At 54.2% G+C, this 12,883-nt stretch carries 13 protein-coding genes; all 13 read right to left on the reverse strand.

The window, feature by feature from the left end; genetic code table 11:
* Window position 1: 1 nt before the first annotated feature.
* The 13 genes from QZ280_RS00405 to QZ280_RS00465 all read right to left on the reverse strand — a co-directional run bounded on the left by QZ280_RS00405 (window position 2) and on the right by QZ280_RS00465 (window position 12,882).
* Window positions 2-229 carry a DUF5337 domain-containing protein gene (locus QZ280_RS00405; RefSeq protein WP_293440070.1) on the reverse strand — a complete coding sequence of 76 codons (228 nt, stop codon included), beginning with the start codon at window positions 227-229 and terminating at the stop codon, window positions 2-4.
* Window positions 230-241: 12 nt separating this feature from the next.
* Window positions 242-1,084, reverse strand: coding sequence for an endonuclease (locus QZ280_RS00410; RefSeq protein ID WP_293440072.1), 843 nt, complete (start codon window positions 1,082-1,084; stop codon window positions 242-244).
* A gap of 27 nt (window positions 1,085-1,111) precedes the next feature.
* Complete coding sequence (locus QZ280_RS00415; protein WP_293440074.1) at window positions 1,112-2,266, reverse strand: NADH-quinone oxidoreductase subunit E; 1,155 nt, start codon at window positions 2,264-2,266, stop codon at window positions 1,112-1,114.
* Between the two features lie 86 nt (window positions 2,267-2,352).
* Window positions 2,353-3,576: an NADH-quinone oxidoreductase subunit D gene (locus tag QZ280_RS00420; RefSeq protein ID WP_293440076.1), complete on the reverse strand. Its 1,224-nt coding sequence runs from the start codon at window positions 3,574-3,576 to the stop codon at window positions 2,353-2,355.
* Entirely contained in the window at window positions 3,576-4,184 is a 609-nt protein-coding gene (locus QZ280_RS00425) for an NADH-quinone oxidoreductase subunit C (RefSeq protein WP_293440078.1), read from the reverse strand. Before QZ280_RS00425 ends, QZ280_RS00420 begins: the two co-directional genes overlap by 1 nt.
* 21 nt (window positions 4,185-4,205) lie before the next feature.
* A complete protein-coding gene (locus QZ280_RS00430) occupies window positions 4,206-4,751 on the reverse strand; it encodes an NADH-quinone oxidoreductase subunit B (RefSeq protein WP_293440080.1) in 546 nt (181 codons plus the stop codon).
* Entirely contained in the window at window positions 4,742-5,107 is a 366-nt protein-coding gene (locus tag QZ280_RS00435; protein WP_040777564.1) for an NADH-quinone oxidoreductase subunit A, read from the reverse strand. The genes QZ280_RS00430 and QZ280_RS00435 overlap by 10 nt, the downstream gene beginning before the upstream one ends.
* A 305-nt stretch (window positions 5,108-5,412) precedes the next feature.
* On the reverse strand, window positions 5,413-6,207 hold the full coding sequence (locus QZ280_RS00440) for a crotonase/enoyl-CoA hydratase family protein (RefSeq protein WP_293440083.1): 795 nt from the start codon (window positions 6,205-6,207) through the stop codon (window positions 5,413-5,415).
* Between the two features lie 14 nt (window positions 6,208-6,221).
* A complete protein-coding gene (locus tag QZ280_RS00445) occupies window positions 6,222-7,067 on the reverse strand; it encodes a hydroxymethylglutaryl-CoA lyase (protein WP_293440085.1) in 846 nt (281 codons plus the stop codon).
* The gene (locus QZ280_RS00450; RefSeq protein WP_293440087.1) at window positions 7,064-7,732 is read right to left on the reverse strand and encodes a glutathione S-transferase family protein; all 669 of its coding nucleotides are present in this window, start codon (window positions 7,730-7,732) and stop codon (window positions 7,064-7,066) included. Before QZ280_RS00450 ends, QZ280_RS00445 begins: the two co-directional genes overlap by 4 nt.
* A complete protein-coding gene (locus tag QZ280_RS00455) occupies window positions 7,729-9,675 on the reverse strand; it encodes an acetyl/propionyl/methylcrotonyl-CoA carboxylase subunit alpha (protein ID WP_293440088.1) in 1,947 nt (648 codons plus the stop codon). Before QZ280_RS00455 ends, QZ280_RS00450 begins: the two co-directional genes overlap by 4 nt.
* A gap of 64 nt (window positions 9,676-9,739) precedes the next feature.
* Complete coding sequence (locus tag QZ280_RS00460; RefSeq protein WP_293440090.1) at window positions 9,740-11,344, reverse strand: carboxyl transferase domain-containing protein; 1,605 nt, start codon at window positions 11,342-11,344, stop codon at window positions 9,740-9,742.
* Window positions 11,341-12,882, reverse strand: coding sequence for an AMP-binding protein (locus tag QZ280_RS00465; RefSeq protein WP_293440092.1), 1,542 nt, complete (start codon window positions 12,880-12,882; stop codon window positions 11,341-11,343). The genes QZ280_RS00460 and QZ280_RS00465 overlap by 4 nt, the downstream gene beginning before the upstream one ends.
* Window position 12,883 lies beyond the last annotated feature (1 nt).

Raw genomic sequence — 12,883 nt, forward strand, 5'->3', positions numbered from 1 at the left:
GTCATCCTTTCGTGTCCTGACGCGCGCGCCAGATTTGATACGTCACAACCATCGACCAAATAAGCGCCGCGAGAACGGCAAAGTCGAAGAGAAATACGAACCTGCCCGGGACTCCGAGCATTGGTGCGATCCTTTGGGCCAAGATCCAAAGAAGCATTGATCCCGCGATAACAAGAGCGACTATGCGCCCTTTTTTCGCCAATACGTCCTCTGTTTTGTCTTGGCCCATTGGGGTGTTTCCTTAGTAAACCGAGTCTTTGTCTGCGCGCTTGGAGAATTCTGACTCCTTGCCCGCAGCCAAAAATTTGGCCTGATCAATCCATTTGTCACGTGTCGCACGGCCTTTGAACCCTTCAAGGTTCGCATTGACCCACGCCATTTCATCTGGCGTCCAAGCTGCGATTTGATCAAAGTGGAAGAAGCCCATCGTGTTGCAGAGCTTTTCGAGCTTTGGTCCGATGCCTTTGATCCGCTTGAGATCATCCGCACCACCTTCGCGTGCGGCCGCAAGCGTTGCAGGCTTGGTGCCTGGATCGGCCCCTTCGCGCACGCCATCACCGTCGAAATCTTCGCCAGCTTTTGCATCAGCTTCCACTTTTGCAGCTGCTGCTTTCTCAGCTTTCGTCTTCGCGGCCTTGGCTTTCTTGTCTGCCGCAGCTTTTGCTTTCTTGTCAGCAGCCGCCTTGGCCTTTTTGTTAGCGGCAGCCTGGGCTTTCCCGTCTGCAGCTACTTTGTCGCCGGGTGCGCTATTGCTTGTGGCCGTGCTTGCGACTGCTGCTGGGGCACCTGCAGCGACTGTTGCCGTGCCTGCGGTCGCAGCACTGGTTGCGCTTGTGCTCGGTGAAGCAGCACTCGCAGATGCTGCACTTACATCAGTTTTTTCACGCGTCGCCGAGAGCGGTGCGCAGAACAGCAAATTGAACAAAAATCCCAACAAAACAAAAGCCAAAATTCCTAAAAAGGCTGCTGGAAAAAAGCTGTAATCGGCAGTTGTTAATAGCATGATAAACGTCAGCAAACCTGCAGCTGCAGCCATTGCCCAGCAACCCATTTGGCAGGATGACTTTTTCTTAAGGTCACTCATTATGACTCTCCCGGTTTACAAGGTGCATCAGTTGACGCCCCCTTTTTTAACGCGGGATGCAAATTCAGTGGCTCCCCCGCTTGCAAGCACTCCGGCTTGTTCCACCCAATTGTCACGGCTGGCGCGGCCTTTGAATCCTTCGAGATTTTGATCAACCCATGACACTTCGTCAGCGGTCCATTTTGCAACTTGATCAAAATGGTAGAAGCCAAGCGAGTTCAGTAATTTTTCCATTTTAGGTCCGACACCTTTGATCATTCTGAAATCATCCGCGCCAGCTTTTCGCGGCGCTTTCATTGTGCGAGGTTTCTTGCCCGCGCTGGCGCTTGGAGCCTCCGCAGGTGTAGTCGCAGGCTTGGATTTGGGTTTTGCTTTGGACGTCGGCGCTGGCTTTTCGTTCGCGGCTTCTGCTTTAGGCACAGACGTTTTTTTCGCAGCAACTAGTTTTGCTTTGGTTTTTGGCTTCGACGTGGTTTTACCCTGCCATGGGGCAAGCAACGGCACTTCGGTGCCATCAATGCGCTTGATCGTATCGCCAATGTCGCTCGCTAATTGGGCGGAGGCATTATACTGCGTCTTACCGCTATCGTAGTCTTTGAGGCTGCTCAAACCCGAGAGCGGCTCACAAGAATATCGGCCATTTTGCGGACCAGGTGTTGGCACGGTGCCTGCAGCCATATCATCGAGCAGTTTGCTCAGGCCCTCAGTGGTGAGATCCTCGTAATAGTCCTTGCCGATCTGCGCCATAGGTGCGTTCGTACATGCGCCAAGGCATTCCACCTCTTCCCATGAAAACTTGCCATCTGCGCTAATCACATGCGGCTTGTCAGCGATTTTTTCACGGCAAATCTCGACAAGATCCTCGGCACCGCAAATCATGCACGACAGCGTGCCGCAAATCTGGATGTGTGCGACAGAACCAACCGGCTGCAGCTGGAACATGAAATAGAACGACGCCACCTCAAGACCGCGAATATAAGCTAGGCCGAGCATGTCAGAAACATGTTCAATCGCTGGACGCGTAAGCCAGCTTTCCTGTTCCTGCGCACGCCACAGAAGCGGAATGATTGCAGATGCTTGGCGACCCTCAGGGTATTTCGTAATCTGCGCTTCTGCCCATGCTTGGTTCGCAGGGGTGAAAGCAAAGCTGTCGGGCTGGTCTTTGTGAAGGCGGCGGAGCATTAGAACGACCCTTTGTGCGCGATTGAGGTATAGAAGCCTCCGGCGGGGATATTTTTAAAGATAGGAAGGGCAAGGCGCATCATCGTTTACCTGTCAATTTCGCCGAAGACGACGTCCATGGTACCAATGATCGCGGCCACATCGGCGAGCTGGTGACCCACTGTGATGTGATCCATCGCCTGCAAGTGCAAGAAACCCGGTGCGCGAATTTTGGAACGATAGGGTTTGTTAGAGCCATCCGCGACAAGGTATACGCCGAACTCGCCTTTGGGGGCTTCGACCGCGCAGTAGACTTCGCCCGCTGGCACGTGAAAGCCCTCTGTGTAGAGTTTGAAGTGGTGGATTAAGGCTTCCATCGAAGTTTTCATATCGCCCCGCTTGGGCGGCGTGAGTTTGCCGCGTGACATGACGTCACCGGGCTCTTCGCGCAGTTTGGCAATAGCTTGCTGAATGATGGAGACGGATTGCGTCATCTCTTCCATGCGGCACAGGTAGCGATCATAGCAATCGCCATTCTTGCCGACTGGGATCTGGAACTCGAATTCATCATAACACTCATAAGGCTGCGCGCGGCGCAAATCCCACGCGAAGCCAGAGCCGCGCACCATCACGCCAGAGAAGCCGTAGTTTAAGATGTCTTCTTCCGTGACCACACCAATATCAGCATTACGCTGTTTGAAGATGCGGTTCTCAGTCAGCAGGCCATGCATGTCGTCCATGAATTTTGGGAATTCATGCGACCATGCTTCGATATCATCAAGCAGCGCATCGGGTAGGTCCTGATGTACACCGCCAGGGCGGAAATAGGCCGCGTGAAGGCGGGCACCGCAGGCGCGCTCGTAGAAAATCATTAACTGTTCACGTTGCTCAAAACCCCAAAGCGGCGGGGTGAGCGCTCCAACGTCGAGCGCTTGAGTCGTGACATTCAAAAGGTGGTTCAACACGCGGCCAATCTCGGAATAAAGCACGCGGATCAGTGAGGCGCGGCGCGGCACTTCAACACCGCAAAGCTTTTCAATCGCAAGGCACCAAGCATGTTCTTGATTCATCGGGGCCACATAATCGAGACGGTCGAAGTATGGCAGGTTTTGCAGGTATGTGCGGCTTTCCATCAGCTTTTCAGTGCCGCGGTGCAGCAGGCCGATGTGGGGATCGCAGCGTTCTACGATTTCGCCGTCAAGTTCTAAGACAAGACGCAGAACCCCGTGCGCCGCAGGGTGCTGCGGGCCGAAATTGATGTTAAAGTTGCGGATTTTCTGTTCGCCAGAAAGCGCATCAAGAGAGTTGTCGTCGAATTTGGAGCCGTCCATTATTTCGCCTCCTCCTGTTTCTCATCACCCGGAAGCACATATTTCGCGCCTTCCCATGGGGACATAAAATCAAACTGGCGGTATTCTTGCACCAAACTCACGGGCTCATAGACAACGCGCTTTTCAATTTCGTCGTAGCGCACTTCCGTATAGCCCGTCGTGGGAAAATCTTTGCGCAAAGGATACCCGCGAAACCCGTAGTCCGTCAGGATGCGGCGCAAATCAGGGTGGCCCGAGAACAGCAAGCCGAACATGTCATAGATCTCACGCTCGAACCAATTGGCGCTGGGATGCACCTCCACGATTGAGGGGACCATATCATCTTCGCGCACTTGCAGGCGCAAACGAATGCGGTGGTTCATGTACATAGAGAGGAAATGATACACCACATCGAAGCGCTTCCCGCGCTCGGGGTAATCCACCGCCGTGATATCGACCAAAGACGAAAACTTGCAATTCGGGTCGGTTTTCAGAAAATCGACAAGCCCCACGATATTCGAGGGGGCCACGGTCACATTCAACTCGCCCTGCTCTATCGCCCAAGCCAGCACGCAGTCAGGGCGTTTGGCTTCGATGTGAGTGCCGAGTTCTATCAATGCTGCGCTCATCTGCGTCTCCCCATACGCGCCTTAGCGCGCGATTGTTCCGGTGCGGCGCATTTTGCGCTGCAATTGCATGATACCGTATAGAAGAGCTTCCGCCGTAGGGGGACAACCCGGGACATAGATATCGACAGGCACGATGCGATCACAGCCGCGCACGACTGAATAGGAATAGTGATAATAGCCACCACCATTCGCGCAGGATCCCATGGAGATCACATAGCGTGGCTCTGGCATCTGGTCATAGACCTTGCGCAAAGCAGGCGCCATTTTGTTGGTCAGCGTGCCAGCCACGATCATCAAATCAGATTGACGTGGGGAAGCGCGCGGCGCTGTACCGAAACGCTCCAGGTCATATCGCGGCATAGACGTGTGCATCATCTCAACCGCACAACAGGCCAAACCAAAAGTCATCCAATGAAGCGAACCTGTGCGCGCCCAATTAATAATGTCGTCCGTGGACGTGAGCAGAAAGCCCTTGTCCGCAAGCTCGGCATTCAGCGCGGCTGTGCCGTGATCACGATCCCCACCAGCAGTTGCGATCCCGGTTGATGTTCCTGCCATCACTCCCATTCCAACGCTCCTTTTTTCCACTCATATGCGAAACCAGCGGTAAGGACCGCGAGGAATATCATCATCGACCAGAAGCCGACCATGCTTATGTCTTTAAACGCGACCGCCCACGGAAACAGAAATGCGATCTCAAGATCAAAGATGATGAACAGGATCGATACCAGATAGAAGCGCACATCGAACTTCATCCGCGCATCGTCAAAGGCGTTAAATCCGCATTCATAAGCAGACACTTTTTCAGGGTCAGGATTGCGCACCGCGATCACGATGGCGGCAAGGATCAGAACCAATCCAAGGCCAATAGCGACGGCTAAAAAGATCAATATGGGGAGGTATTCTCTTGCTATATCTTCCACGAAGACCGGGTCCCTTCGGCTTTGCGCGCGCATTTTTTTGTCGATTGCGCGCTCAAATGGCTAGTTTGGCGTTGTTGTGGGGTTTACCGAGCCCCGCATAGAGGGTCAACTCCGCGCGTGCAACAATTGAGACAGGCTGTGTATCGCCATTCCCCTTATTACTATGGGCTTAACGGGCAAAGTCTTAAAAAACTGTCAAATCCGAGTGATCAATCCGACAACTTGCTTAGAAATTTGTGATCACATGGCGCAAAAGATAGCGAAAAAGAACTGCGATTCCTATCGAGAACAGGCTAAGACGCCGGCTAGCTCTGTTTCTTAGACCAATCAGGTGTGCGTTTTTCGAAAAACGCTCCGATTCCTTCGCCAGATTCAGGATCTTCCCAACGATTTGCCAGCGCTTCGACGGTATGTTGAATCACATTGTCATCAATCGGCGCGGATAACGCGCGGATCAGCGCCTTCGCATCCGCTAAAGCACCGGGCGCGCACGACAAATACGGGATCACTTCCCCCTCAACAGCCGCATCAAGCGCATCTGGCTTGACTACCTTCGCCAACAGCCCAAGCTCTTGCGCTTCATCTGTGCCAAAGCGACGGGCGGACATAAAGACCCGCCGCGCATGCGCCGCCCCCATGCGTGCAATTACGTAAGGTCCAATCGTTGCAGGGATCAGCCCAAGCCGCGTTTCAGTTAGGCCCATCAACGCTCCTTCGACGCCGATTGCAACGTCGCAGATACTCGCCAACCCGACACCACCCCCAAAAGCATTGCCTTGAATGCGCCCAATCAAAGGTTGCGGCAGCGTATCAAGCGCTTGCAACATATAAGCCAGCTTACCCGCCTGCCGGCTGCGCATCTCTGTATCCATTTCCATCTGCGCACGCATCCACGCGAGATCGCCACCAGCGCAGAAACTCTGACCCTCGGCAGATAAAGTAACGACGCGGATGTCTTTGTTCACTGCGATCTGTTTGGCTGCAGCGGTTAGCTCGTCAAGCATCAATTCCGACATCGCATTATGCTTGTCCGCGCGCGCAAGTGTCAGCGTCGCCACACCGCGTCCATCGCAGCTTAGCTTTATCGTTTCAAACGTCATACTTTCGCCTCTCCCTACAAGGATGCTGCAAAACGCGCGGCCTGCGCCAAAACATCCCTGTTCAATCCCGTTTCATATCCGAGCTCCAACATCCGCTCCGCCACAGTTTCAGTGGCAACATTGCCCAAAGCACCCGGCGCATACGGACAGCCGCCCAAACCACCAATTGACGTATCGAAGACCCGCACACCTTCGTGTAAAGATGCCTCGATGTTTGCAAGCGCACGACCAGAGGTGTCATGATAATGCCCCGCAAGCACAGCGTCAGGCACAACGTCCTTCACGGCGCGCAGCATTTTGGTAATTTCTTCAGGATAAGCATGACCCGTGGTGTCGCCCACAGAAAGCTCATAGCAGCCCATCTGATGTAACTCCCATGCGACGTTGGCAACTGCGACTGGATCGGTCGGCCCATTATAGGGGCAATTGATCACACAAGAAATGTAGCCGCGCACGGGAACCCCCCGCTCGATCGCGGTCTTGGCGACGGGGCGAAACCTCTCCAGACTTTCAGCAATGCTGGCGTTGATATTGGCCTTGGAAAACTCTTCACTCGCGGAACCGAAGATCGCCACCTCATCCGCGCGTGCTGCAATCGCGCCTTCAAGCCCACGCATATTCGGGGCCAACGCTGCGTAAGAAATACCTTCACTTCGTGTGATCCCTGCCAAGACATCTGCGCTAGTCGCCATTTGCGGCACCCATTTGGGGCTAACAAAGCTCGCCACTTCGATCCTGCGAAACCCTGCAGTGCTAAGCAAATTCACCAGCGCAATCTTATCTTGCGCCGAAATAAGCGACGCTTCGTTTTGCAAGCCATCGCGCGGACCGACCTCAAATAATTCAACCCACTCGCTCATTCTGGCATATTCCATGGCGCGTAGAAGTTCTGCGTGTAAAGCAGACTATCTGCATCGGGCAGGCTCTTTTGAAACGCATCGCGCGCCTGCAAGCGTTTGAACCACGCGGCAGTCTTTGGATGTTGCTCAAGCGTGCAGAATTTCAACGCCAAATACATCGCCTGACCGACACTGATATCGGCTGCTGAAAACCCAGCATCCAACAGAGTGTCGCGCGGTTCGTTTAGGCGCGCTTCAATAGCATCATAACACTTAGACAATCGCGCCGCTTCCAACTTCATGACCGCGGGCGAGCGCATGATATCATCGCGCAACACAATATGTTGCTGGGTCAATGCCGCGACATGCTGACTGATGGTTTCGGCAAAATGCACCCAAACCAACCACTCCATGCGTTCCGCATGGCCTGCTTCACGTCCAAGTCCTGCGTCTGGAAATCGCTCGCAAAGATATTCGGTGATCGCTCCCGTCTCGAACATGCGCGCGCCCTCAATCTCTAGTGCAGGGACGCGGCCAGCGGGCGACACCACTAGATACGCAGGTGCACGCAGGCTTTTGTCGAACGCGTGCTCGACGAGCTCAAACGGCACATTCAATTCATAAAGCAACCAAAGTGATCGCATCGACCGCGTTTGAGGACAGTGGTGCAAAACAATGCGGTTCATGATGCGGCTTTCTCGACGGGTACCAAGCGCACAAGCGCGGCACCTGCCTCCACTTGATCCCCTTCTTGCGCGAGCACCTCAGCTACGACCCCATTGCGCGGCGCAAGTAAAGAATGTTCCATTTTCATAGCCTCTAGAACCGATATTCGATCCCTAGCGTGTAATTTTTGTCCGCTTTTCACAAGCATTGCTTTGACCAACCCGGGCATAGGAGCGTTCACAACGTCCGTGTCACCAACAAGATCGGAGCTGCGATAAAGCGGATCAACAACCTCGAAAGTGGTGCTGTTTGGTCCGAACATAACGACCGTATTCTCGATGCGTTTCGCGGGTTTAAAGTCAGTTTTATCAATCTGCCACCCTGTCTTGTGTCGTTTCGCACCACAGGTTCCAAGAGGCGTTTCAATCTCGACATTATCCGCGCCGGAAAAGCGCAAGACGCATAAAAAGTCCTCATCGTTGCGTCGCAGAGTAATCGTGCGAGCGAGCGGTGCCCAAAGGGTAAAGCCAGCGGATGCAGGAAGATCATCCACACCGGCAACCATCACTGCGGCTTGCGCAAGGTTCGCAGCCCTCAGCGGCGGTTTTGCGATCAACGCCTCATAGTCCCGTGCGATTAGGCCCGTATCCACATCCCCAGCTGCGAACCCTTCATGGCTGGCAAGCGCGTGGAGGAATCCAAGGTTGGTCACAGTGCCCGCGACCTGTGTTTCCGCTAAGGCTTTGCGCAATTTGGCCAACGCAACCGAACGAGTTGACCCGTGCACCGTTAATTTTGCGATCATCGGATCGTAAAACGGGCTGATGTCGTCCCCGCTACGCACCCCTGTGTCCGCTCGCGCGTTTTGCGCAAATTCTAGATGCGCCAAACGCCCCGTTGCAGGCAGAAAATCCTGTTCAGCGTCCTCAGCGTAAATGCGCGCCTCGAAAGAATAGCCTGTAAGGCTCAACTCCTCCTGTTTTAGCGGCAAGGCCTCTCCCGAAGCCACGCGCAATTGCCACTCGACCAGATCAACGCCTGTCACAGCCTCTGTCACGGGATGTTCCACCTGCAAGCGCGTGTTCATTTCCATGAACCAGAACCTGTCCTCACGCAGCCCGTCCGAACCGTCGACGATGAATTCAATCGTGCCCGCCCCAGCATAGCAAATCGCCTCGGCCGCGCGCACTGCCGCGTCGCCCATCGCATGGCGCACAACATCGGTCATGCCCGGCGCAGGCGCTTCTTCAATCACCTTCTGATGACGCCGTTGCAGCGAGCAGTCACGTTCAAAAAGATGCACCGCAGTTTCGCCATCACCAAACACCTGAACTTCTATATGACGCGGTTTGGTTACAAATTTCTCAACGAGAACGTCTGAATTTCCAAACGCTGCTTTCGCCTCTGATCGTGCGCTAATCAGTGCATCCACGAATTCCTGCGGAGTTTCGACAAGGCGCATACCTTTGCCACCACCGCCAGCAACCGCTTTGATCAGGACAGGGTAGCCGATCTTTTCAGCTTCTCGCGCTAGTAAATCATCGCTTTGATCAGCACCATGATAGCCAGGTACAACTGGAACACCCGCCTTTTCCATCAATACCTTAGCAGCATCTTTTAATCCCATAGCGCGGATCGCATCGCTGCTTGGTCCGATAAAGGTTAATCCCGCCGCTTCGACCTGCTCAACGAAGTCAGGGTTCTCAGACAGAAAGCCATAGCCAGGGTGAATTGCTTCGGCACCCGTCGCACGCGCTGCTTCTATAATAACGTCGCCACGTAAGTAGCTGTGAACAGACGATGATTCCCCGATATAGACAGCATCATCCGCCATTTCGACATGACGCGCAGTTGCGTCAGCATCGGAATATACCGCGATACAGCGCAGTCCCATTGCTTGCGCGGTTTGCATAATGCGGCAAGCTATCTCGCCTCGATTGGCTATCAGGATTGCCTTAAACATCTTTACTATCCTTTTAATTCAGATACTTGCGCTATCATTATAAAGTAAAATTTTAATTAGCTCTTTACATCCGAAACACGCCAAAGCGCGTGTCTTCAATCGGCGCGTTCAACGCAGCTGACAAGCTGAGCGCCAGTACATCGCGGGTCTTTCGCGGATCAATAATACCGTCATCCCAGAGCCGCGCTGACGCATAAAGCGGGTGGCTTTGTTCTTCGAACATATCAATTGTCGGCTGTTTGAATTGCGCCTCTTCCTCTGCGGACCATGTTCCACCCTTACGCTCAATCGCATCGCGTTTCACCGTCGCAAGCACGCCAGCCGCTTGCGGGCCGCCCATCACAGAAATTCGACTGTTCGGCCAAGTCCACAGGAAACGAGGTTGATAGGCACGCCCAGCCATACCGTAGTTTCCAGCCCCGAAAGAGCCGCCAACAAGCATGGTAATTTTGGGCACAGAGGTGGTTGCGACTGCCGTCACCAACTTCGCACCGTGACGTGCGATACCCTCGTTTTCGTACTTTCGTCCAACCATAAAGCCCGTGATATTTTGCAAAAACACCAGCGGAATTTTACGCTGCGAACACAGTTCAACGAAGTGCGCGCCCTTCTGTGCAGCTTCCGAAAACAGCACGCCATTGTTGGCGATAATTCCGATAGGACAGCCTTTGAGGTGGGCAAACCCTGTCACCAAAGTCTCTCCATAGCGTGGCTTAAACTCGTCAAATCGCGAACCATCAACAACCCGCGCAATCACCTCGCGGATGTCGTAAGGCGTGCGCAAATCAGCGGGCACAACGCCAAACAATTCGCTAGGATCATAGACCGGCTCTTCTGAGCTTTGCCATTGAACGGTCTGCGGTTTAGCGCGGTTCAAGTGACTTACAGCACGGCGCACAAGGGCAAGCGCATGCGCGTCATCTTCCGCCAGATAATCCGCCACGCCAGACAGCCGCGTGTGCACATCGCCGCCACCAAGATCTTCTGAGGACACGATTTCCCCCGTCGCGGCCTTCACCAAGGGTGGCCCTGCCAGGAATATTGTTCCCTGTTCACGTACGATAATTGTCACATCGCTCATCGCAGGCACATAGGCACCACCCGCCGTGCAGGAGCCCATAACGGCAGCGATTTGCGGTATGCCCTTCGCGCTCATCCGTGCTTGATTGTAGAAAATGCGCCCAAAATGATCGCGGTCAGGAAAGACTTCATCCTGATTGGGCAGGTTCGCGCCACCGCTATCCACAAGATAGATGCAAGGCAGGTTATTCTCTTCCGCTATCTCCTGCGCGCGCAGGTGCTTTTTGACGGACATCGGGAAATAGGTGCCACCCTTCACGGTCGCATCATTGCACACGATCATGCACTCTTGGCCCTCTACGGTGCCAATCCCCGCGATCACGCCTGCACTTGGAGCCGCGCCATCATACAGCCCGTGCGCCGCAGTTGCCCCTATTTCAAGAAAGGGCGAACCCGCATCAAGAAGGTTGGCAACACGGTCGCGCGGAAGCATTTTACCGCGCTTGATGTGACGCGCGCGCGATGTTTCACCCCCACCCAAAGCCGCCTCGACAGCAGCCTCTGCGATCTGCGCGAGAGCCGCTTCATGAGCCGCAACATTGGCCTGAAACTCGGCGGAGCTTGGCAACGCTGTGCTGGATAATTTCATTGTGCAGCCTCCTGTTCAGCGCAGGCACGCGCTTTGAGTTCTTTACGGATCACCTTGCCTGTGACGGTTATTGGTAATTCTGAAAGAAATTCTATTTCTCTTGGATATGAATAAGATGCGAGGCGTTGTTTAACAAAAACCTGAAGTCTATTTGCTAACGCGGTGCTTGCTGTGACACCCTCTTTTAGCACAACATAGGCCTTTACTATCTCTGTGCGCAAAGCATCGGGTTTGCCGATCACGGCGACAGTCGCCACACTGTCATGGGTGAGCAAACAATCCTCAATTTCAGCAGGGCCAATGCGGTAACCAGATGACGTGATCACATCGTCTTCTCGTGCAATGAAGCGCAGATAATCCACCTCCCAAATCCCGCGATCCCCTGTCAGCATCCATTCGTCTTTGAACTTCTCAGCACTCTCTTCGGGCCTGTTCCAGTATTCAAGCATCATCGAGGCAGTGCCCTTTCGGATCGCCACGTCGCCCTCGCCCAATGTTTTGCGGCCAAACCTGTCCAGAACTGCAATCTCAAAACCAGGCGCGGCTTTTCCGATGCATCCGGGGCGCGGCGCAAACAAGGATGCGGCAGAGCTTGCCACCATATTGCATTCGGTCTGGCCATAAAATTCGTTAATATCGAGGCCGAATGCGCGTTTGCCCCAGGCTAACATTTCAGCCCCCAAAGGCTCCCCGCCTGACGCGACAGAGCGCAGGCCGTCTATCCGAATGTCAGCTGCTTTGAGCATCCGCAGCGCAGTCGGTGGGAAGAACACATTGCGGATTGGCGCACGTGACATGACGTCCAAACACGCCTCAGGCGTGAACTTTGGCAAACGCGCAGCAACGACAGGTACACCAAGTGCAAGCGCGGGCATCAACACATCGAAAAGGCCACCGATCCATGCCCAATCCGCTGGGGTCCACAGGCAATCATCTTTTTGGCCAAGGAAATCATGGCTCATCTCGACACCCGGCAAGTGGCCAGTCAGCATGCAGTGACCGTGTAGCGCGCCTTTGGGTGCGCCCGTGGTGCCAGACGTGTAGATCAGGCAAGCGGGTGTGTCGGGTGTTGTCGTTTCGATGTTCAGGTTTTGGTTGGTGAGTTGGGCAAAACCCTCAGGAACCAACGCTGGTGCGGTCATAGCGCGCAACGCGTTTTTGGCATCTGTAATAATCAAAGACACGCCAGCATCCGAAGTACGCGTATCCAGTGCTTGCGCCTGAAACAAAGTAAAAAGCGGAACCGAAATCGCCCCAAGGGACCAAATCGCAAGATGAGCGGCGGCGGTCCATGCGTCTTGCGAACGCAACACACCCACGCGATCACCGCGTTCTATCCCGCCCGCTTTCAAGGCATTGGCTAGCGTTGCGCTCATCCACTCAAGCTGCGCGTAAGTGACCGCGCCATGTTCCAAGTCAATGATCGCGACCTGTTCTTTTGGCTGTGATAAACATTGGCGCGCCATGTTCAGCTGTTTTGGCAAGTCCCACTGGAACGCCGCGCGCATCTCTTCATAACTGTTGGTTGCGCTCAACATA

It is taken from the genome of Planktotalea sp. (assembly GCF_018607995.1).
In the GTDB taxonomy this organism is placed as follows: domain Bacteria; phylum Pseudomonadota; class Alphaproteobacteria; order Rhodobacterales; family Rhodobacteraceae; genus Planktotalea.